Annotated in this window: 16 protein-coding genes; 10 read left to right on the top strand and 6 right to left on the bottom strand. The window is 54.6% G+C overall.

Annotation, left to right across the window (positions count from 1 at the left end; all coding sequences use genetic code 11):
• Window positions 1-21 precede the first annotated feature (21 nt).
• From H8K20_RS14265 to H8K20_RS12145, 4 genes are all read left to right on the top strand, one after another.
• The gene (locus H8K20_RS14265; protein WP_186488601.1) at window positions 22-1,167 is read left to right on the top strand and encodes a CPBP family glutamic-type intramembrane protease; all 1,146 of its coding nucleotides are present in this window, start codon (window positions 22-24) and stop codon (window positions 1,165-1,167) included.
• Window positions 1,164-1,703: a nucleoside deaminase gene (locus H8K20_RS12155; protein ID WP_186488600.1), complete on the top strand. Its 540-nt coding sequence runs from the start codon at window positions 1,164-1,166 to the stop codon at window positions 1,701-1,703. The genes H8K20_RS14265 and H8K20_RS12155 overlap by 4 nt, the downstream gene beginning before the upstream one ends.
• The gene (locus H8K20_RS12150) at window positions 1,700-2,233 is read left to right on the top strand and encodes a flavodoxin domain-containing protein (protein WP_105204626.1); all 534 of its coding nucleotides are present in this window, start codon (window positions 1,700-1,702) and stop codon (window positions 2,231-2,233) included. The genes H8K20_RS12155 and H8K20_RS12150 overlap by 4 nt, the downstream gene beginning before the upstream one ends.
• A gap of 205 nt (window positions 2,234-2,438) precedes the next feature.
• Complete coding sequence (locus H8K20_RS12145) at window positions 2,439-2,594, top strand: hypothetical protein (RefSeq protein WP_186488599.1); 156 nt, start codon at window positions 2,439-2,441, stop codon at window positions 2,592-2,594.
• 466 nt (window positions 2,595-3,060) lie between these two features.
• Here H8K20_RS12145 and H8K20_RS12140 read toward each other — a convergent pair whose 3' ends face one another.
• The 4 genes from H8K20_RS12140 to H8K20_RS12125 all read right to left on the bottom strand — a co-directional run bounded on the left by H8K20_RS12140 (window position 3,061) and on the right by H8K20_RS12125 (window position 7,304).
• Entirely contained in the window at window positions 3,061-3,993 is a 933-nt protein-coding gene (locus H8K20_RS12140) for a carbohydrate kinase family protein (RefSeq protein ID WP_186488598.1), read from the bottom strand.
• A gap of 131 nt (window positions 3,994-4,124) precedes the next feature.
• Window positions 4,125-5,141, bottom strand: coding sequence for an ADP-ribosylglycohydrolase family protein (locus tag H8K20_RS12135; RefSeq protein ID WP_105204628.1), 1,017 nt, complete (start codon window positions 5,139-5,141; stop codon window positions 4,125-4,127).
• Window positions 5,142-5,221: 80 nt separating this feature from the next.
• Entirely contained in the window at window positions 5,222-6,148 is a 927-nt protein-coding gene (locus tag H8K20_RS12130) for a carbohydrate kinase family protein (RefSeq protein ID WP_186488597.1), read from the bottom strand.
• 133 nt (window positions 6,149-6,281) lie between these two features.
• Window positions 6,282-7,304, bottom strand: coding sequence for an ADP-ribosylglycohydrolase family protein (locus H8K20_RS12125; RefSeq protein ID WP_186488596.1), 1,023 nt, complete (start codon window positions 7,302-7,304; stop codon window positions 6,282-6,284).
• A 288-nt stretch (window positions 7,305-7,592) separates the two neighbouring features.
• Between H8K20_RS12125 and H8K20_RS12120 the strand changes: the two genes are divergently transcribed.
• The 6 genes from H8K20_RS12120 to H8K20_RS12095 all read left to right on the top strand — a co-directional run bounded on the left by H8K20_RS12120 (window position 7,593) and on the right by H8K20_RS12095 (window position 18,362).
• The gene (locus H8K20_RS12120) at window positions 7,593-8,930 is read left to right on the top strand and encodes an SPFH domain-containing protein (RefSeq protein WP_186488595.1); all 1,338 of its coding nucleotides are present in this window, start codon (window positions 7,593-7,595) and stop codon (window positions 8,928-8,930) included.
• Between the two features lie 77 nt (window positions 8,931-9,007).
• The gene (locus tag H8K20_RS12115; protein WP_186488594.1) at window positions 9,008-10,123 is read left to right on the top strand and encodes a TFIIB-type zinc ribbon-containing protein; all 1,116 of its coding nucleotides are present in this window, start codon (window positions 9,008-9,010) and stop codon (window positions 10,121-10,123) included.
• The gene (locus H8K20_RS12110) at window positions 10,120-11,373 is read left to right on the top strand and encodes a TPM domain-containing protein (RefSeq protein WP_186488593.1); all 1,254 of its coding nucleotides are present in this window, start codon (window positions 10,120-10,122) and stop codon (window positions 11,371-11,373) included. The genes H8K20_RS12115 and H8K20_RS12110 overlap by 4 nt, the downstream gene beginning before the upstream one ends.
• 388 nt (window positions 11,374-11,761) lie before the next feature.
• The gene (locus tag H8K20_RS12105; RefSeq protein WP_186488592.1) at window positions 11,762-14,473 is read left to right on the top strand and encodes a bifunctional metallophosphatase/5'-nucleotidase; all 2,712 of its coding nucleotides are present in this window, start codon (window positions 11,762-11,764) and stop codon (window positions 14,471-14,473) included.
• Between the two features lie 584 nt (window positions 14,474-15,057).
• A complete protein-coding gene (locus tag H8K20_RS13910; protein ID WP_341480852.1) occupies window positions 15,058-17,856 on the top strand; it encodes a UvrD-helicase domain-containing protein in 2,799 nt (932 codons plus the stop codon).
• Between the two features lie 20 nt (window positions 17,857-17,876).
• Window positions 17,877-18,362 (top strand): PaaI family thioesterase, encoded by a 486-nt coding sequence (locus H8K20_RS12095; RefSeq protein WP_105204636.1) that lies wholly within the window; start codon window positions 17,877-17,879, stop codon window positions 18,360-18,362.
• Window positions 18,363-19,088: 726 nt separating this feature from the next.
• On the opposite strand, the gene H8K20_RS12090 is transcribed toward H8K20_RS12095, so the two are convergent.
• Window positions 19,089-19,460, bottom strand: coding sequence for a VOC family protein (locus H8K20_RS12090; protein WP_154866280.1), 372 nt, complete (start codon window positions 19,458-19,460; stop codon window positions 19,089-19,091).
• Window positions 19,461-19,778: 318 nt separating this feature from the next.
• Window positions 19,779-22,400: a pyruvate, phosphate dikinase gene (ppdK, locus tag H8K20_RS12085; protein ID WP_186488590.1), complete on the bottom strand. Its 2,622-nt coding sequence runs from the start codon at window positions 22,398-22,400 to the stop codon at window positions 19,779-19,781.
• Window positions 22,401-22,517 lie beyond the last annotated feature (117 nt).

Genomic DNA, 22,517 nt, shown 5'->3' with positions numbered 1-22,517 from the left:
GACAGCAAAGGGGGGTAGCCAGTGGCACGGCAGAATGGATTTTTCGAGCGCGAGAACGGGCAGCAGGTGTTTGCCCAAATGCAGCCCGAGCAGGACCCACTGCGCCGTCACACCGGTGTGGGCCTGCGGCCCGACTTGGCCCCCGAGGACGAGGAGGGATATGCCTACGCCCCGGGCTACGGCTTTATACGGCTGTCGCGCAGTGAGCTGCAGCGCGCCAAGATCCGCCGGGCAGCCAATGTATTGGGCTTTGGGGTGATGCTGTCGGTATTTTTAAATTCAGTGGTCTCGAGTACACTGCTGCGGGTGGTGGCGCCGGTGCTGCCGGGAGTGAGCGTGCTTGAAAACGGCGATATTTTGGCCTCGCGCCCGGCACTCTACACCATCCAGCTCCTGGTCTACATATTTAGTCTGCTGCTGCCTTTTTTGCTGGTCGGTGCACTGCTGGGTTATACGCCCAAGCGGGATCTGCCCCGTCGGCGGGCACAACTGCCCTACCTGTGTATGGCGGGCCTTTTTTTGCTGGGCCTCAATGTGGTGGGCAGTATGCTCTCGGGGCTGTTTACCAGCATGGCCGCCCGCGGTGGTGTGCGCTTTATCCAGCAGTACGCCGGGTCGAGCACCAGCTGGCGCAGTTTGGCGGTATATGCGGTGCTGTGGTCGGTAGTGCCGGCAGTGGTGGAGGAACTGGTGTACCGGGGCGCAGTGCTGCAGCCGCTGCGGGCCATGGGCGACCGCTTTGCCGTGGTGGTGAGTGCTGCGGTGTTCGCCATGGGTTGTCGCAGTGTGGTATCGGTGCCGGGAACCTTTTTTGTGGGCCTGTTTTTGGGCTATGTGGCTATAAAATCCGGCTCGATCTACACCTGCATGATCCTGCACGGTCTCAACAGTGCCTTTGCCATTTTTATGGAGGGGGCCCAGCCGTTGATGGGGCGGGGAGCCTATCAGGTGTTTTTGTGGAGCACCTGTGCGCTGGTACTGCTAGGCGGTATCCTGGCAGTGATCCTGATGGCTCGGCGCAGCAGCAGTATGTTTGCCATCACCGACTTAGAGGACGTAAATACCCTGACTACCAAGCTGTCCACCTTCGTCTCGTCCAGCGGGTTTCTCATCGCGGCGGGCGTAGTGCTATTTTTGCTGTTGGGACAGTTGAGGCTTACCGGATGAGCGGGTCGCAGCGGCTCAGCCCCGAGGAGATAGAGCGCTTTATGGCGGCGGCGATTGAGTGTGCCGAGATCGCCGCCGCTCAGGGAGAGGTGCCGGTAGGAGCGGTGGTGGTGCGGGAGGGCCGTATCGTGGGATGGGGCTACAACACCCGCGAGCACACCAAAAATGCGCTGGACCACGCCGAGATGAAGGCTATAGACATGGCCTGCCGCAACTTGGGCGGCTGGCGGCTGCCCGGCTGTGCGATCTTGGTGACGCTGGAACCCTGCAGCATGTGTGCGGGGGCCATTATCAACGCCCGTATCGACCAGGTGTACTACGGCGCCAGCGACCCTAAATTTGGCGCCTGTGGCAGTGTGACCGACCTGTTTTCCCAGCGGTTCACCTACCTGCCCCACACCGTGCAGGGCGGGGTAGAGGTCGGCCGCTGCCGGGCGCTGCTGGGCAACTTTTTTAAGGAGCTGCGGGCCCAAAAGAAGGCCGCCCGTTCGGCTGCCGGCCCCCCTGAAAATACGACTGAGGAGCAAGATACATGAACACCACGGCAGTGATCTACAAGAGCCGTTACGGCAGTACGCGCCGCTATGCCAGCTATATCGCCCAGGAGTTGGGCGCCGACCTGTACAGCTGGGAACAGATCGATGCCGGCCAGCTGCTGGAGTACGAGAAACTGGTATTCGGCGGTGGGCTGTATGCTGGAAAAATGGCCGGAATAGGAAAGATCAAAAAATACCTGCCCCAGCTGTGGGGCAAAAAGATGGCTGCCTTTACAGTGGGCCTGACCCCCTGTAGCGATGCCGGCTACTATCGGCAGGTAGACAGCCACAACTTTAATTCCGAGATGCGGGCCGCCATTCGGGTGTTTCACTACAGCGGCAATCTGGAGTACGACCAGCTGGTCTTTTCTCATCGGCTGCTCATCGGCCTTTTGCGGCGGGGTCTTCAGAAAAAGGGCAGTGATGACCACACCTCTGCCGATGAGGGCCTGTTGACCGCGTTGGATCGGCACGAGGACTGTGTGGATGTCGACCAGACGGTGGAGCTGCTGACGTATATGCAGGAATAGAGTATCGGCTGGAAAACAGCTTTTGGAAGTGAACGCGCCCGGATGAGACCGGGCGCGCTTTTTGGTATAGAAGAGACCGTATGACAGTAGAGTTCAGATCGCTGGCCCGCGGCGATTACCGTGCTGCGCAAGCGATGATCGTGCCTGGCGCACCAAAAATGCAGTGGAGCTGTGGGTGTACAGCCGCTACTTCTGATGGCTGGAGATGACGCGCGCCACCAAGGCGATCGGTGTATACATCGACGAAATGCTGGTGGGCGTACTGCTGGCGGATATAGAAGGGCAGCCAAAACTGGGAGTGCCGGTACTGTATGGGGTACTGGTAGAGGTAAAGGTGAAGGCGGTGTCGCTGCTGTTATAAGTGTTTTACAGCGGGCACGCAGACCTGTACGACACGGCGAACGAGGAGATGCTCCGATCCTTTCAAGAGCGCTGTAGACGCAGGGAAAGATCGGCTTTTTGCCGTTGACCCCGCACAATAGACAGTGGTATAGAAACGTTGCTGCTGCGTGCGTTAGAGCAAAAAGAGCAGGGGAACAAGATCCACCTCTTTACAGATTCGGGCTGTACATACCAGTTTTACGCGTACTGGGGATCTAGCCGGGCGGGGACGCGGGAGATCGTGCTGGGCCCGAGTGGCAGAAGCAGCAGCGCTCTTGTTACTTGTATCACAAGCAGCTGTGGGTAGATCTCATATAAACAGACAGATCTTAATAGGTATGGCGCTCGATATACATAAAGACCGGGCGGAGCTATGATGCTCCGCCCGGTCTTTATGCATGTGGAATACTGTTTCGCTGTATGAGGTATTGTGGGGCACCGGGGAGTTAGACTCTGCCGTAGTGCTCATTTACCAGCTGCTCAATGGTAGACAGATCACAAATGCCGCCGCGGGGACCAAATACGGTAATGGCTCTGGCGGCTGCCGCATTGGCGAAACGCGCACAGTCATCCAGCGGATAGTCGTGCAGCATGCGGTAGACAAAGCTGGCGTTGAAGGTGTCGCCAGCACCGGTAGTGTCGATCGGTTTGGTGGGGATACCGGCTACCCGATAGCTTTTTTCGGGGGTGTGTACTTCACAGCCGTCGGCACCCAAGGTAATAACGACGACCTCGACCCCGTAGCCAAAGAGCGTTTGCAGGCACTCCTCTTTTGACTGCTGTTTGCGAAAAGCGTCGAACCCCTGATCGTTAAAAGAGAGCGTATTGGCGCGGGTGATGTAGGTGAGGTCGTTATCCTCCTCTACCAGACCCTCCACATCCAAAAACAGTTTACAGCCGTTGGCTTTGGCCTCATCTAAAACGGCAGGAGCATTTTCGATCTGCTGCAGTGTGCGGATAATGGTATAGATATAGGTGGCCCCATTTAACAGCTGCTGATGGTGGGGCGTTATGATGCGGGGTGCGCGCTTTGTATCTACCACGCACACCACTCGCTCACCTTCTTGGGTGACGATGATACATTTGGGGTCGGCCATCTGCTCGTCGAGCATGATGTAGTCGACGTTCATGCCCGATTTGCGGATCTCCTCCTTGATGTGGCGGCAGACCGGGCTGTCGCTCTGGGCGTCGATAAGATAGGTCTGGTGACCGTAGCCGGCCATCACTCCGCCGGCGTTGGGCACCATCCCCCCCACCAGGCTCCCCTGGGGCACTAGCATCATCTTGTCTCCCATCTGGCCCCAGCGGTTGGTCTCGTAGTACTCGTCCATGCAGGCTTCGCCGATGAACACTACATAGCGGTCGTTTTTATCGCTCATAGATCTCTTGCCTCTCTTATGAAAAGAAGTATTGGGGTAAAAAGGGGCGCCTGCTCAAAAGATACCCGGCCCTGTGTATTGGGCCGGGTATCCCGGTAGCGGGCGCGCCCGCATACATGTGTAGGGTAAGTTTAGTCGATCAGCGCGTCAAGGGCTTTGGCGGTCCCCTCAAGATCGAACTTGTTGACCCGATCGATGGTGGTCAGGTAGTGAGCCGGCAGCGCATCGATACCGGCGTAGGCACCGGCGATAGAACCGACGATGGTGGCCACGGTATCGGTGTCGTCGCCCATGTTGACGGCGGCCAGGATAGCCTCGACCGGATCGCCTTTGGCGGCAATGAGCAGGCCAAACGCCGCGGGTACTGCCTCGTTGGCGCGCAGGCCACAGCCGATGATGGCGGCGATCTCACGCATGGCATCCTCTAAGCTCTCGCTCTGCATGGCGATGGAGACGGCCAGCTTGATGCGCTTTTCGACCGAGGCGCCAGCCAGCCGCTTGCCGACTTTGCCGCCTTTTTCGTAGCCCACGCGGGCGCCGTACAGGCCGGCCTCAACAATGCTAAACAGGTCGGCGTCGTCCTCCATGGCTTTGGCACAGGCGGCTGCTACTGCGCAGCCAGCAGACAGTGCGATATCGTTGCCGTGGGTGGGCATGCACATGGTGATGGCATCGTCGATGGCAGCATCCAGGTCGCCGGGATGGATGTAGCCGACTGCTTCGATCTTCATGGCCGAACCGTTAGAGGCCTTGGCGTTGTCGCAGGCCAAGAAGGGGTAGGGACCCTGTACCGGATGGCCCTGCAGGGCATAAACGGCAGCTTTGGTGGTGGGGCCGGCAAAGGCCTCAAAGTAGCGGGGGTCGGCCGCCCAGTCGAGCAGGGCATCAGAGGCGGTCTTGTCGTTGATGACGCCTTTGTTTTTGATGATGGCCAATGCGGTGTAATACGCAAGAGAGAAGTCGTCGCTGACAAGTCCAGCCTCGGCGCCGCGGGCAAAGGTGTCTTCCGGTGCCTGGCGGAAATCGCGTACAAAGCCGCCGAAATACTCTTTGATCAGGTCCATAGATCTGGTCTCGGTGACGGTGCCGATCGAATCAGCCGCAGCAGCCAGTGTGAGGCCGCCTAAAATTCTCTTATAACGCTCCATAATCGTGTTCCTCCTGAAATATTAAATATTACGGTTGTATGTGTAGCAGCCGTCGCCGGCTGTCCGTGCGCAAAACAGTTTTACTGCTGGCCATAAGACTGCATAAAGTCTTGTACGGTAGCCACATCAGTCACCCCGCCCTGAGGGCCAAGCTGAGTTACGGCCCGCGCCGCGGCGGCAGCGGCGAATACGGCCGCCTTTTTCAGGCACATGCCCTGCAGCAGCCCGTAGACAAAGCTGGCGTTGAAGGTGTCGCCGGCCCCGGTGGTGTCGATCGCCTTGACCGGAAAAGCGGGGTAGTCAAACAACATATCTTTCGAGTAGACGCTGCCGCCCTTACTGCCTTTGGTGATGACCACCAGCTTGGCGCCGTTTTCCAGCAGTGTCTTGCAGTAGATGAGCTCGTCTTTGCCGCCCGAGAGCACCTCGAAATCGTGGTCGTTGACAAAGATGATATCGCACAGCGGCAGGTATTTCTGATGGATCTCGTCGGGCTGATAGCTCTCCATATCCACGCAGACCGTGGCCCCGCACGCCTTGGCTTTGGCGATGACTTCATAGCCGTTTTCAATGCCCTCGATCTGGTCGAGGGTGGTGTAGATATAGGCCGCTCCACAGAGCCCCTCGATCTGCTCAGGGGTGAAGGAAAAGCGCTCGTGCTCCTCGGGAATGCCCACAAAGATGGTGCGCTCGCCGTCGACCAGATAGATGTTGCAGACGCAGGCAGTATAATTTTTATCCTGCCGGTAATAGGCCATATCCACCCCGCCGGCTTTGAGCGTATCGAGTACGAACTGACCGTCGGGGGTGGTGTCGACCATGCCCATAAGATAGGTGTGGGCACCGTAACCGGCCAGCACATTGCAGGCGTTAGAGACCAGACCACCCACATATTTGCCAATGGGCCGGGCCACGATCTGCACGCCCAGTTTGGGCCAGTGGGAAAGCGTAAAGTAGTTGTCTACTCCGCCGCTGCCCACACAGATGACGTATTGTTCTTTTTGCATATAATAACCCTCACTTTCGTCTGTGTAGCGCGGGGGTATGCCCCGCTATGCACACAGAGTCAGTAACTGTCACCATTTTTAAAGTAGCCGCCTTTTTGCCGCTGCAACCAGACATTGGGGCAAAGCACATCCACTATAAGAGCTCCTCTATCTGCCGGGCCAAGCCGCGCAGATCAAATTTGTTTTTCTCCTCGATGAGGTCGAGGTAGTGTTCCGGCACACCGGTGGTGCCGGCATAAGTACCGGCGATACAGCCGGCGATGCAGGCGATGGTATCGGTGTCACCACCGATGTTGGCGCCGCCATATACCGTTTTCATCACGTCGCCCCCGGCAGATACGAACAGGCCAAAAGCGGCAGGTACCGCCTCAACGGTCATCAGGCCGTTGCCGATGATGTCGCGTACCTCGCACATGCCTTTCTCCCAGTCGCCGCCGGCTTTCATACCGATAGAGGCCGCCAGCCAAATGCGCTTTTCGACCGAGGGGCCAGCTGCCTGATCGCCGACCTTACCGCCCAGTTCCATGCCGCGGCGGGCGCCGTACATGCCGGCCTCCACCATCTCGTAGATACCGGCAGCCGGATCGAGCCCCTTGGCCACGGCGGCGGCTACAGCGCAGGCACCCGAGAGCGAGATATCACTGCGGTGAGTGGGCAGGCAGACGGTGATGGCATCGTCGATGGCCCGGTCGATATCGCCGCCGGAAAACAAACCCATGGGACCGATCTTCATGGCCGCACCGTTGGTGGCTTTGCCGTTATCTGCCGCCGGAGTGATAGCACCGGGCTTTTTCTCCACTTTTTTGCCTTTCATGGCCTCGATGGCAGCGCGGGTGGTGGGGCCGACATTATAGTCGAAGTACTCGGGGTACTCGCACCATTTGAGTAGCGCCTTCTGGGCAGCTTCGGTGGTGGCGTGGCCGCCGTTTTCAGCAATTGCCTGTGCGGTGAAGTAGGCCAGCGAGAAGTCGTCGGTGACCATACCGGCAGCGGCGCCGTGGGCCCAGGTGTCGAGCGGCGAATCTAAAAACTCGGTCACATAACCGCCAAAATCGCGCAGGATCATGGCGGTGGAGCGCTCCTCGGTGGGGGCACCCATACTGTCGCCCATAGCGCCACCTATCAGGTTGCCCAGTATCTTGTCGTACCTTGTCATTGTTACAAGACTCCTCTCTGCTCGCAGATGGGCCGGCCACCCAGCCGGCCCAAACGCATTGTCTACCACCAGTATAGCACACCCCACCCGCAGCCGCATATGCACAGCTGTGCCACATTTGGGGTAGGGGTTGTCGGCAAAATCAACAAAATCGGCGGCCGAAAAAGTTTTATTTGACGAATACAAATCTATCGGAGCAGGCGCATATCTGTGTTATAATGTGAATGTCTACAGATTTTTCGACGCCGAGCGACAGCCCGCGCGTATAAACGAAGGAGGAAACAGGCTATGGGCATTATTAAAGCAGCCATGAATGCCATCGGCGGCGGCTTGGCCGACCAGTGGTTAGAGGTATACGAGGCCTATGATATGGGCGATGACACCGTGATGTCGCCTGGTGTAAAGGTGCGTCAGGGCGACCGGAGAGACCAGAATTATAAAGGGACTGCCGACCTGATCTCCAACGGGTCCATCATCCAGGTGAACCAAAACCAGTTCATGCTGCTGGTAGATGGCGGCAAAGTAGTGGACTACACCGCTGAGCCCGGCTACTATAAGGTGGATAACTCCTCGGCTCCTTCGCTGTTTAACGGGCAGTTTGGCGAGGCGCTCAAAGAGACTTTTGAGCGGGTGAAGTTCGGCGGCGTGAGTCCCCTGCAGCAGAAGGTGTATTTCATCAACCTGCAGGAGATCAAAAATATTGCCTTTGGCACCGTCAATCCCATCAATTATTTCGATAACTTCTATGGCGCCGAACTGTTTTTGCGGGCCCATGGATTCTTCTCTATCAAGATAACCGACCCGCTCAAGTTCTACGCTGAGGCCATCCCCCGCAACGCCGCTAAAGTGGACATCACCGATATCCACAAGCTGTACCTGTCGGAGTTTCTCACCGCTCTGCAGACCTCCATCAACCAGATGTCGGCCGATGGGGAGCGCATCTCCTTTGTGGCCTCCAAGGGACAGCAGTTAGCCAATTACATGTCCACCGTGCTGGACGACGACTGGAACGAAAAGCGCGGTATGATCGTCGAGAGCGTGGGCATCAGCTCTATCTCGTACGATGAGGACTCGAAAAAGCTCATCAATCAGCGCAATCAGGGTGCTATGCTCGCCGACGCCAGCATTCGTGAGGGCTATGTACAGGGGGCCATGGCCCGCGGTATGGAGGCTGCCGGCAGCAACTCCGCCGGTGCGGCGGCCGCCTTTATGGGTATGGGCATGGGGTCGCAGGTAGGCGGTGGCTTTGTGGGTGCTGCCTCGGCCTCCAACCAGGCACAGATGCAGCGCCAGCAGCCCGAGCCAGCTGCAGCTAGCGGGGCGGAACCGACTCCCTCCCCAGTTCCAACCCCAACACCAGCCCCAGCGGGTTGGACCTGCCCGGCCTGCGGTGAAAAAGATAATGGCGGAAAATTCTGTCAGAACTGTGGAGCCGCCAAGCCGGCTCCGGCGGAGGTGTGGACCTGCCCGGCCTGCGGACAGCAGGAGAACAAGGGGAAATTCTGCTCGAATTGTGGCGCTAAACGGCCAGAGGGCCCAGAACCTGGTACGGTGTGCCCTGACTGCGGTTGGCAGGGAGAACAGCCAGTTAAATTCTGTCCGGAATGCGGTAAAAAGCTACAGTAACTATAAAAGGCGTAAAATGGGCGCCAGCCGAATGGCGGCTGGCGCCCATTTTGAGGAAAAGAGGAGGTGTGTGCGCTGTGCAGACGGTCACCTATGACTGCCCCAATTGCGGGGCGGGACTCACCTTTAACAGCGACACCCAGAAGTTCGACTGCAAATTCTGCCTGAGCAGCTTTACAGTTGAGCAGATGGACGAGATCTATAAAAAGAAGAAAGAGGGGGAGGTGCCCGACCCGCTGGCCGGCGAAGGCGAGACCGAGAGCGGCCAACCAGTGGTGGACGAGGCCCCCAAAAGTGGCGGTGAAGAACAGGATTATGCCTCCCAGATGCGCGTGTGGAGCTGTAACAGTTGTGGGGCACAGATACTGGCAGATGAGAATACCGCCGCCACGTTTTGCCCCTATTGCCAAAACCCCACCGTTATACCCGGCCAGGTACAGGGTAAATTCGCGCCCAAACAGATCCTGCCTTTTCGGCTAAAGGCCGATGCCGCACAGGATGCGCTACAACGCCTTTGTAAAAAGCGTCCACTGCTGCCTGGTGACTTTAAAAAGACACATCAAATAGAAAAACTCACCGGCATCTACACGCCGTTTTGGCTGTACGACTGTGCGGCCGACGCCTCACTGCAGGCCAGAGCCGAGCGGGTGCAGCACTGGTCAGATTCCAACTACCGCTACACCAAGACAGATGTGTATTCTATAACCCGCGGCGGTCAGCTGCAATTTGAAGACCTGCCGGTAGACGGTTCGAAAAAGATGGACAATGCGCTGATGGACGGTATGGAACCGTTTGATTTTGGTCAGCTCAAACCTTTCTCGATGGCCTATTTGTCGGGATACCTGGCCGAGCGCTACGATGAAGATGCCCAACAGCTGTATCCGCGGGTGCGCGACCGGGTGACATCCACCAGCCAGCAGCTGCTCAAAGATACCATTATGGGCTATGCGGCGGTGCAGGTGTCCTCGGCCAATACCCAGATCAAGCAGATCCACGCCGACTACGTGATGCTGCCGGTGTGGATGCTCAACACCCGCTATAAAGGCGAGACCTATACATTTGCCATGAACGGCCAGACTGGTAAAATGGTGGGGCGGCTGCCCCTCAGTAAAAAGCGTATGCTGGCCTGGTTTGCCGGTGTCTCGACGGTGGTATTTGGTCTGATCATGCTGGGGGGAGGGCTGCTTTTATGACAGATCAAAAAAAGCATAGCCCACAGCGGCTGGCAACGGTGCTGCTGGCACTTGTGCTTGTGGTCATGGCAGTCTTGCCGGCCAGCGCCGCCATGCAGACAGATTATGCCGGTATTTATGATGACGCCGGCCTGTTTGTGGACAGCGAGCTACAGCAGCTCTCGCAGCAGTCGGGGGAGCTTTCGGCCCGATACGGTACCGATATCGTTGTCGTCACCACCGGAGATAAGGGCGGCCAGGACCAGTACGACTTTGTACAGGCACTGTACCAAAACAACGGTCTGGGTAGGGGAGACACCCGCAGTGCACTGTTTTTGCTGCTGGATATGCAGGAATACAAGGTCTATCTGCACTCAGTGGGGGCAGTGAACAACTACCTCACTAATGATGATCTGGATACCCTGACCCGCGATATCGTAGAGGCTATCGATGAAGATAACTATCTGGCAGGTAGCCAATTGTTTTTTGATCGGGCAAAGCAGCTGTTGGCGCTGATGGATACCGGCAACATCGGGGGAAACTTGTTTGGTGGTGCTCAAGACACCGGATATCAGAAGATATACGATTACGCTGAGTTGCTGGACGATGAACAGGAAAAAGAGCTGTCGCAGGCGGCGGTAGAAATCGCCGACCAATACCAGATAGATATCGCCGTGCTGACTATTGATGATAATCAGGGCAAGTCGTCGATGGCATTCGCCGATGACTTTTACGACTATAATGGTCTGGGCTGCGGTGAAACAGGCGATGGACTGATCCTGCTGATGGATATGGACGCGCGCAAAATCTGGATATCGACCAAAGGCAAAGCCATCGAGCTGTTCAGCGATCGCAATATCGATGATATCCTCGACGTGATCACCCCCAAAATGAGCGATGACGACTATTATAAAGCGGCCGACAAGTTCCTCTCGATGAGTGCTTACTGCATTGAGCATGAAGGTAAGCGGGTGAGCTCACAGTTTACTCCCGGCTTTATTTTGCTGGCTCTGGGCATCTCTTTGGGCGTGGGCGGCATTACCATATGGGTGATGTATGCCGGACATAAAAATATTGCCGGTGGCGGCGGTACAGCTGGCCGGCGCGGTGCACAGAGCATGCAGCTATATATCAAAGAAGACCGTTTTGTGAGCACACACACCAGCCGTACCGCCATACCAAAAGATAGTGGAGGCCACAGCGGCGGGGGTTCATCGACACATACCAGCTCTAGTGGCAGTAGCCACGGTGGCGGTGGCCGCAGTTTTTAAAGGCTTAAAGTAGTGTGCATCTATTTGCATAAATATTAGTTTAAAAAGGCCCGCTCGATCAGCGGGCCTTTTTTTGTACCAGTTGGAGCTGTCGAAGAAAAGCACATTGTGTAAATAGTAAGTGAGAATAATTGCCAAAATTAAAGAGATACGATTGGCTATGCATCCAAAATCGCAAGACTCATTGTGTAAAATTTATGTAAAGTATTGACAGAGATGCTTTAAAACCTATAATGAAAACAGAATTTGTAACTTTTCGTTCATATTTATTTTTGTAGATAAGAGGCAAAAAGAGCAGGTCCTTTTTGCAAGACCTGCCCAAAAATATGAAGAGAATGTACCCTGGATGAGTGTGAACGAAAACGTACACTTAATAAGGAGGATGTACATGAAAACCTTTAAACGGCTCATATCGATGGTCGTGACGGTGGCTATGGTCTTCAGCCTGGTACTGCCGAATGTCTCGGCACAGTTACCAGCGGATAGCGAGACCATCACTATTTTCCACACCAACGATATGCACGGGGCCATCGCAACGACAGATGAAAATGCCGAAAAGAAAGTAAAAGGTGCTATCGGGCTTGACCTGGTGGCGGGTATTCACGCAGATACGCCAAATTCTCTGCTTTTAGATGCCGGCGATTTTTCTCAGGGCAACTTTAATGTCTCCCACGACAATGGTGCCACAGCTGTTAAGCTGATGAAGATCGCTGGTTATGATGCGGCGGCTCTGGGCAACCATGAGTTCGATTACACGCTACAGGATATGTATAATAATATTGCTTTGGCGGCAGACGGTTCTGACGGCCAGAACGCTTTTAATGTGTTGGCTGCCAATGTGAAGGGGCTAGACCCCGCTTTACAGCCCTATACCATTAAAGTCATGGATAGTGGACTGAAGGTAGGTATTTTCGGTTTGCTGTCTCCCGAGACAGCCGTTACTGCCAATCCCACCAAATTGCAGGGCATTACTTTTGAAGATGTGGCGGCTACAGCGAATGCCACAGCCGAAAAGCTGCGTACCGATGAGCACTGCGATGTTGTCATCTGTCTGTCTCACTGCGGCTATGACGATGTATCTTCAAAAACAATCTTTTCGAATAACATCGCCGAGGCGGCAACTAAACCGAGCCAGAAGATCGATGTGATCATCGATGGTCACGCACATCAGGTCATGCTGGGTGACGGCAGCAAAAGAGCAGGCACTTATAATACACTGATCGCCTCTACGGGCACTAAGCTCGAGTATGTGGGTAAAGTGGAGTTGACCATTGATAATAGTGGAAACGTGAATACGACTTCTACTGCGTTGAGTTATGCAGATATCAAGGGTCATTCTGATGCCGCCACAAAAGCAGCGATCGACAAAGTGACCGAGCAGCTGGCCCCTGTTTTAAACGAAGTAGTGGGCAAAGCCAAATCAAATCTTTGGGGCGGCAACGTAGGCCCTAATAGCGTTAGTATCGCCCGCCGGACCGAAACCAATATGGGCTCGTTGGTAGCTGATGCCCGCCGGTGGCAGGCGCTGGCACACTTTAAAGATGATGCGCAAAACAATACCAAGCCGATTGTGGTGTTGCAGGGCGGCGGTGGCGTCCGCAGCTCTATACCTGCTGGTGATATCACTATGAGCCAGGTGTTGACTGTGCTGCCTTTTGGCGGCTCGGACGCATATGTAGGCGTCACCCCAAAACTATTTTACGAAGTAGTTGAAGCCGGACTGAGTGCTATGACTGGTCAGGATGCTAATACGGGTGCTCTATCGGCTGACGGCAGTGTTCATGGGCGTTTCCCGCAGGCCTCCGGTTTCCGTTATACCTATGATGTGAACGGTACGGCAAGCGATGTTGGAAACAAAGTGATGGGGACCCGTTTAAAAGATATTTATCTGGTAAATGATGATGGGACAGAAAAACTGCTTGACAGAAATGATGATTCCACCGAGATGATCTTAGTCTGTAGCGACTATGAGATCGGCGGTGGTGACGGGTATTATATGCTGGGCGATACGAATAAGATAGGTGAGGACAATGGGTCTGACGTAGCGCTTGTCAACTATATCAAGTACTTGATGACTCAGCCTGGCAATACAGATGGTATCTCTTATCCCCTAGACTCTGGCCGTATCAAGATCGTGAACTCCAACTATCATGGCACTTCTTTTAACGCCACGGTCAAGGTGTCTCAAGATGGAGTAGTGCTCAGCGGGCGTGAATTTGAAGTGTACTCTGACGGTGTGCTGGTTGATACGGTAACTGCAGATGAAAATAGTGTTTTGACCGTTGCGCTGAAGAACGGCCCACAGGAAGTAAGTGTAAAATCAGTAGATTCTGGAGTTGGATCTGGTGTGGTCTATATGGATAATATCGCTGGTTTGCTGTATCAAGAGATCTCAGCTGATTTCCTGTCGATCAATGTGTTAAACATAGAAGAGACGATCAATAATCTTCCGACTGAGATCAATTCCGATGAGGATATTGAAAATGTGTTTACCATATTAGAGGCCATTAACAATTTGAGTAGTGCAGAGTATAAATCTCTGAACAGCGATGTTGTTAACAAACTAAATAATACCATCGAGAAAATCGCCATCTATAACCACTCCTGCGGCAATGTCGTCGTTTCTGGCGATTTGCCTTGGTATGTAAAGGTAACGGCTACTCCTATGGATGGGAGTGAAGATGCAGCGGCTGGGTTGGTAAAAGGTATTCCTAGTGGTAAAACACTGGCTGATATCTACGAGATCAAGCTGTATGATATGCTCAACAGAGCAGACTATACTGTCGAAGGTTCGGTCGATATAACGTTGGTTTCGGATGGTATTCAAAACAAGCTGAAAAATATCCAGGTCGCACATCTGAAAGTTGATGGAACGGTCGAGTTTTTAGATGCTGTTGTCGAGGGTGATCAGGTCAGTACTTCTACTTCTTCGTTCTCCGTCTTTGGTATCGTGGGCGAAAAAGTCGAGACATCCGGTAACGTCAACAAACCAAACGATTCTGCCAATACAGGTGATGATTTCGCAATGGCTACGGTAGTTACCTTTACTGCTCTGGCCGGAGTGGCATTTGTTGCCCTGCGCAAGAAAAAAGAGAACTAGAGTGTCTATATAGTGCTTATGTGCTCATAGAACGAGAGTGCCTTCGGGCACTCTCGTTTTTCTTGGGAAAATGAGGTACAATACAGAAAATATGTACAAAACCGGCCTTTTTGACACATTTTGCAGTATAATAGAAAAAGTAATTTGTTTTGCTCAAACATTCATCTGAGGATTAGGGAACCTATCCAACAGTAAAGAGAGGTGAATACGCTTTGTATATAGCAGACCTGCACATCCACTCAAAATATTCTCGGGCCACCAGTAAAGACTGCGATGTCCCCCACCTGGATCAGTGGGCACGCCGCAAAGGTATTCAAGTAGTGGGTACCGGTGATTTTACACACCAGGCCTGGCGGCAGGAGCTGCGCGAACGGTTGCAGTCAGCTGAGGAGGGCTTCTATACACTGCGCCCGGAATACCGCATACCCGACCAAGTCGCTGGGCAGGTATGCGATCCGCGCTTTGTGGTGACCGGAGAGATAAGCTGTATCTATAAAAAAGACGAGCGCACAAGAAAAGTACACAATGTGATATTGCTCCCCAGCCTGGAAGCGGCAGATGAGCTGGCCCGCCGGCTGGAGGCAGTGGGCAATATCCACTCGGACGGTCGGCCTATTCTGGGCCTGGATAGTCGTGACCTGCTGGAATTGACGCTGGAGAGCTGCCCGGAGGCAGTATTCGTACCCGCCCATATCTGGACCCCGCATTTTTCAATGTTTGGTGCCTTCTCCGGTTTTGAGACGGTGGAACAGTGCTTTGGCGATCTGAGCGGGCACATCCACGCGCTGGAGACGGGGCTCTCCTCCGACCCGCCCATGAACTGGCAGGTATCGAGTATTGATGGATACACACTGATCTCGAATTCCGATGCCCACTCACCAGCTAAGTTGGGGCGCGAGGCAAATCTGTTAGATACAGAGCTCTCTTACCCGGCGATGGCAGCAGCGATCTGCACTGGGGAAGGCTTCGCCGGGACGCTGGAATTTTTCCCCGAAGAGGGAAAATATCATCTGGATGGCCACCGGAACTGCGATCTGTGTATCGAGCCAGCCGAGACGGTACGGCTGGGCGGTCGCTGTCCGGTGTGTGGAAAAAAGATCACGGTAGGCGTGCAGCACCGGGTAGAGGAATTGGCTGATCGGGCACTTGGTACGGTGCGGCCGGGCGCAAAACCTTATGAGAGCATCGTCCCACTGCCAGAGATCATCGCCGCCTCGACGGGAGTTTCGGCAACTAGCAAAAAGGTGCAGAGAACCTATCTAGAGCTGTTGCGGCAACTGGGGCCGGAGTTTTTGATTCTGCGGCAGCTGGACACAGCGGAGATCGAAAAGGTAGCCGGCCCGGCTATTGCAGAAGGTATTGCCCGACTGCGCCGTGGTGAAGTACAGCGCACTCCCGGTTATGACGGCGCTTACGGTAAAATACAGCTGTTTGATGAACAGGAGCTGGAACTGCTCAACGGCCAGATGACGCTGTTGGTACCAGAAAAGAAAAAGAAAGCACCTCAAAAGCGCGAGGCATTGCCGCTGACAGGTGGCAGCGCAGATAAGCAGCCAGTAGAGCCAGAGGAGAAGCGGCGTTTATCAACAGGCCCACTGGATGGCCTAAACGCCGAGCAGCTAGAAGCTGCTACCGCCACAGATCCGGTAATAGCAGTTATCGCTGGTCCGGGTACGGGTAAGACCAAGACACTGGTAGCCCGAATCGCGCACCTGATCGAGCAAGGTGTTTCGCCTGCAAACATTACGGCAGTCACCTTTACCAATCAGGCGGCAACTGAGATGCGTCAGCGTTTAGAGGATATGTTGGGCGGTAAGTCGGCACTGCGCGGTCTGACGGTGGGGACCTTTCACAGCATTTGCTTAAAGCTGTTGGGAAAGGTACAGCTACTCAATGATGCGGCGGCAGCGGAGATCGCCGCTCAACTGATTCAGGAGTATGGGCGCAAAGAACGGCCTAAGAAATTATTGCAGGCTATTTCGGCGGCCAAAAATAGTCGAAAGACCGGCGAGTTAGACGATATCGTGGCTGCATATGACCAAAAGTTACAAGTGTACGGCCTGACTGACCTGGATGATCTGTTGTTGCGCGCACTGCAAAAAGGACCGGGACGATCGGCCCGATTCACCCATCTGCTGGTAGACGAGTTTCAGGATATCAACCCGGTTCAATTTGATCTGGTGCAGTGCTGGGCGGCAAATAGCCAGAGCTTGTTTGCTATCGGCGATCCCGACCAGGCGATCTACGGATTTCGCGGGGCAGATGCCCACTGCTTTGAGCGGCTGTCTGCCGGCGACCGACCGGTACGTACAGTGGTGTTGCGACAAAATTATCGCAGCACGCCGCAGGTGCTCGACTGCGCCCGCGCCGTGATCGATCACAATCCGGGCGAGCCACGACTTCTGCTGCCCCATCTGCCAGAAGGAGAGCCGGTGGAATACGTGCAGTCAGCCACCGATTTTTCTGAAGGGGTGGCTATTGCCAAGGAAATCGCCCGCCTGTCCGGCGGTGTAGACATGTTGGCCGCTCAAGATATGGAACAGCCAGAACGCGTCTATGCCTTTGGTGAGATAGCAGTGTTGGCGCGCACACACCACCAATTAGATCTGATCGAACAGTGTCTGCGCCACGATGACATCCCCTGTATCGTCACCGGGCGAGAAAATTATTTAGAACAGCCAGAGGTACAAGGTGTGCTGGCCCTTTTTAGCTGGTTGTGTCAGCCGGCTGATCGTCCGGCACTGGGGGCGGCACTGCGGATGCTGTGGAACTGCCCAGAAGACCTGGTACAGTCAGTGTGTCGGCAGTGTGGTGAGATGGGGGAACTAGAGATAGAAGACCTACAGCGGACCTTCGGTCAACAGCCGCTGCTCGCCTCTTGGTTGACCGCAGTGGAGAGTTATCTACCCCACTTAAAAGATAAGCCGCTAAAGCTTTTACAACAATGGACCGACAACCAGCCGGAGCAGACGGCAGGCCTACAAAAGCTGCTGGGAGCCGCAGCTTTTTACAAAACGCTGCCAGAGATGTTGCAGGCGCTGATCTTGGGTCAGGAAGGCGACTTGCGCCGCCGCAGTGGTAAAGTCGGCTCTGGCGGAGCAGTGCAGTTGATGACCCTGCACGGTGCCAAGGGATTGGAGTTTGCGGCGGTAATACTAGCGGGGCTTTCTAAAGGGAATTTGCCCCTGGAACGCGGTGGCGAAGTGGATGACCTGGAAGAGGAACGACGGCTGTTTTATGTGGGGATTACCCGAGCTAAGGAGCACCTGATGCTGACGGGAGCTGACAAGAGCAGCCTTTTTGTGGCTGAGCTGCCGGCAGAGGTGCGCATGATACAGCGCCGTCGCCCGGCACCCCGGGTACAACAGCTGCGCTTTTTCTAAGAGCTACCGGAGGTCAAAAAATGAGAGTGAGAGAAAAGCAGGCCAACAGTCGTATGTGCGTGATCTGCGGGATGGATAATCCACTCGGTGTACAGGCGCCGTTTTACGTAATGGAAGACGACTCGGTAATGACACGCTTTTGCTACCGCCCCGAACACCAGAGCTACCCCGGCCGGGTACACGGAGGTATGATCACAGCTATGCTCGATGAGTTGGGTTTCCGCGCTTACTGGGTGGTAGAGCCGGAGGTGTTGGCAGTTACCATGACGTTGCAGACCAAATACCGCAAACCAGTGCCCTACGGGGTGCCGCTGCTGGGACAGGGTTCTATAGAGATGGCCAACTCACGATTTGTGAAGAGCCACGCCGAGATACGAGACTTAGATGGGGAAGTACTGGCCGAAGCCGAGATGAAGTATATCAAGTTGCCGAGTGCGGCAGTGACCGACGCTGACTTTCACGAGGAGATGTGCTATCCGCTGATAGATGATGTGTGGGAGCTATAAATATTCTTGCTGTATCCCTTTCATATTCCAGAAAACAGTGCAGAGATAACGGCGCCTATTGGTCAATTGAGAGGAAGACGCAGGGATGTTATCTCCAGTGTGATCCACTACTTTAACAGGCCTGTTCTAAATATAATTGCAAACAATTTTAGTACAAAACAGGCGTATGCAGATTATTATAGGTTGGTCGTCAAGTGTTTCCCTATCTCCTGATATACGCTCACTGTCTTGGAAAATACCCGTACAAAATGTGCGTATTTCAACAAAATAGAAACAGACAAGTCCTATATGCTCTATATACTTGTAGGTATAGATGCTTGTACGAGCGCATACAGCAGGAACAAAGGCAGTCGTCGATGGACACGAACCGGATATAAACCCCGATTTTTCACAACACAGAATATTTAATGTCGAGAGACTGCGCTTTTATCATCAGCAATTACTATCTTGCCATTGGTTATCTGGAGCATCGAATCCCCACTTTCTGAACTGTTGCCAGCAGATATGGGTAGAAAGAGACACTTCAGTACTTTTTAGTCAGGAGGGGTCTAGGGCCGCTACACGCTCAAGTGCTAAAGAAGGCATTGGTGCAGATCTAGACAAAGAATACAATAGTAGGGGCGAATTTCTGAGTTAAATACTTATAATATAAAAGTGGCGCTATATTTATATAGCGCCACTTTTTGCTTATCAGTAGATTTATAAGCAGCTATAACTGCTCGCTGCTCAATCTGCCAGGCAGAGACAGAGCGGATGACCGGCAGGGTCGAACATGGTGACGAAATGATCTCCGCCAAATTGAGCGGTAGCCTTAATAGCCCCCAACTGCTCTGCTTTAGCTACAGCTGCCGCCACATCGGGCACCAGAAAGTCAAAGTGCAGCTGTTTTTGCTGCTTATCAGGTTCCTCTGGCCAGACAGGAGCTACATAGTCTTCCTCCTGAACAAAAAGAAACATCACGCCGTTTTCGCTGACCACTGCCGGATGTCCAAACATCTCACTGCGAGACCAGCCCAGCAATTCCTGGTAAAACGTGCAGAGTTTCTGTTCATCTGGGCAATCCACCACAATATCGGCTAGTTTGATCTGATCAGCCATTGAGATCCCTCCTATTCGTTAAACAAGTAGAACAATTTTACAATCTTACCATACTACTTGCTGCAGGTGGAAACAAGAGATCTCATATACTTTTTACAGATTGTACAGGAATCGCTGCCTCGATAGCGTGCATCTGCCGATAATACTGGTATGCAAAAAAGAGTGAGACAGTGCTGAGCACAAATGCAGGGTACAGAAAGAATGGTTTAGTATAAATAAAAGGCACCCGACGTTTAAAACGGCGGGTGCCTTTTATTCACGTAGATAAACCTAGACAGAGTTATTCGGTGCCAGGCACCGGCGCTCTGTTTAAAAAACTTAGTCTTTCAGCGCAGCCTGAGCAGCGGCCAATCTGGCGATGGGCACGCGGAAAGGCGAGCAGGAGACATAGTCTAGGCCGGCGCGGTGGCAGAACTCGACTGACGTCGGATCGCCGCCGTGCTCGCCGCAGATGCCCAGGTGGATGTCAGGTCTGGTCTGGCGGCCCAGTTTGGCGGCCATCTCTACCAGCTTGCCAACACCTTTCTGATCCAGGTGAGCGAACGGGTCAGACTCGTAGACTTTGTTGTCGTAGTAGTAATCCAGGAACTTGCCGGCGTCGTCACGGCTAAAGCCGAAGGTCATCTGGGTGAGGTCGTTGGTACCGAAGCTGAAGAACTCGGCCTCGGTGGCGATCTCGTCGGCAGTCAGAGCAGCGCGGGGGATCTCGATCATGGTGCCGACTTCGTACTCGAGGTCGATACCCGACTCGGCGATCAGCTTGTCAGCGGTGGCAACGACCACGTCTTTGACAAACTTCAGCTCTTTGACCTCGCCGACCAGCGGGATCATGATCTGGGGTTTTACCGAGAATTTGCCTTTCTTGGTGACGTTGATAGCCGCTTTGATGACGGCAGTGGTCTGCATCTCGGCGATCTCGGGGTAGGAGACAGCCAGGCGGCAGCCGCGGTGACCCATCATGGGGTTGAACTCGTGCAGAGAGGCGATAACGGTCTTGAGCTTCTCAACGGTGATGCCCAGCTCGTCGGCGATCTCTTTGATGTCTTCTTCCTTGGTGGGCAGGAACTCGTGCAGCGGGGGATCGAGGAAACGAATGGTTACCGGGTCGCCCTCCATCACTTCGTACAGCGCCTCGAAGTCACCCTGCTGATAGGGCTCGATCTTGGCCAGCGCTTTTTTGCGGTCCTCGGTGTTCTCGGCCACGATCATCTCGCGCATGGCTTTGATACGGGTCTCCTCGAAGAACATGTGCTCGGTACGGCACAGACCAATACCCTGTGCACCGAAAGCGCGGCCCTGCTTGGCGTCGCGCGGATTGTCGGCGTTGGCCAGCACTTTGAGCTTGCGCACAGCGTCGGCCCAAGCCATGAAACGGCTGAAGTCGCCAGAGATAGCAGCGGGGCTGGTGGGGATGGCGCCGTAGTAGATGTTGCCGGTAGAGCCATCAATGGAGATGAAGTCGCCCTCTTTGATGGTCTTGCCACCCAGGGTAAACTCTTTGGCTTCCTCGTTCATGACGATCTCGCCGCAGCCGGATACACAGCAGGTACCCATGCCACGGGCAACAACAGCAGCGTGGGAGGTCATACCGCCGCGAACGGTCAGGATACCCTCAGCTACGTTCATGCCTTCGATATCCTCAGGAGAGGTCTCGCGACGGACCAGAACGATCTTCTCACCGCGGTCGGCCCACTCTTTGGCGTCCTCAGCGGTAAAGACGACTTTACCACAGGCAGCGCCCGGAGAAGCGGCCAGACCTTTGCCGATGAGCTCGGCTTTTTTTAGCTCGGCAGCGTCGAACTGGGGATGCAGCAGAGAATCCAGCTGTTTGGGCTCAACGCGCAGGACAGCTTCGTTCTCAGAGATCATGCCTTCGTCGACCAGGTCGACAGCGATCTTCAGAGCGGCAGCGGCGGTGCGTTTGCCGTTTCTGGTCTGCAGCATGAACAGCTGACCATTCTCGATGGTAAACTCCATGTCCTGCATGTCGCGGTAATGTTTCTCCAGTCGGTCGGCGATAGCGGCAAACTGGTCGTACACCTCGGGCATATCCTCTTTCAGGTGAGAGATGGGGAACGGAGTGCGTACGCCGGCGACCACGTCTTCGCCCTGAGCGTTGATCAGGTACTCGCCGAACAGCGCTTTCTCGCCGGTGGCGGGGTTGCGGGTAAAGGCAACGCCGGTACCGGAGTTGTCGCCGGAGTTACCGAATACCATCATCTGTACGTTGACAGCGGTGCCCCAGTCGTAGGGGATCTCATTCATGCGGCGGTAGACATTGGCGCGGGGATTGTCCCAAGAGCGGAACACGGCTTTAACGGCCTCCATCAGCTGGACCTTGGGGTCAGCGGGGAAGTCGGTGCCTTTCTTCTCTTTGTAGAAAGCTTTGAAACGGACGACCAGATCTTTCATGTCGTCGGCATCCAGCTCGGTATCCTGAACGACACCGCGCTCCTCTTTCTTCTGGTCGATGATCTTCTCGAACTCGGGTTTGGGCAGCTCCATGACCACGTCGGAGAACATCTGGATGAAGCGGCGATAGGAATCGTAGGCGAAACGGGGGTTGTTCGTGAACTTGGCAAAGCCCTCGACCACCTCGTCGTTGAGGCCCAGGTTGAGGATGGTGTCCATCATGCCGGGCATAGAAGCTCTGGCGCCGGAGCGGACAGAGACCAGCAGCGGGTTCTCGGGGTCGCCGAATTTTTTGCCGACCAGTTTCTCAAAATCAGCCAGATTGGCGAAGATCTCGTTCCGGATATCCTCGTTGATCTGTTTGCCGTCTTTGTAGTACTGGGTGCAGGCCTCGGTGGTGACGGTGAAGCCCTGGGGCACCGGCATGCCCAGGTTGGTCATCTCGGCCAGGTTGGCACCTTTGCCGCCCAAGAGCTCGCGCATAGTGCCGTTGCCCTCGGAAAATTTGTACACAAATTTTGTGCTCACAAATATCTACCTCCTGATATTTTTACATCCACACAAACAGACAGCAAAATACCCATGCAGACATCTCCTCGCAAGCGGATTTCTCGCGGGGTTAAAATCTGCACAGAGTGCGTCGCT

Origin of the sequence: Neobittarella massiliensis (ex Bilen et al. 2018) (assembly GCF_014269355.1) — a bacterium.
GTDB lineage: Bacteria > Bacillota > Clostridia > Oscillospirales > Ruminococcaceae > Neobittarella > Neobittarella massiliensis.
Note: the sequence above shows the minus strand (reverse complement) of the source record. Positions and strands in the feature narration are given on the sequence as shown.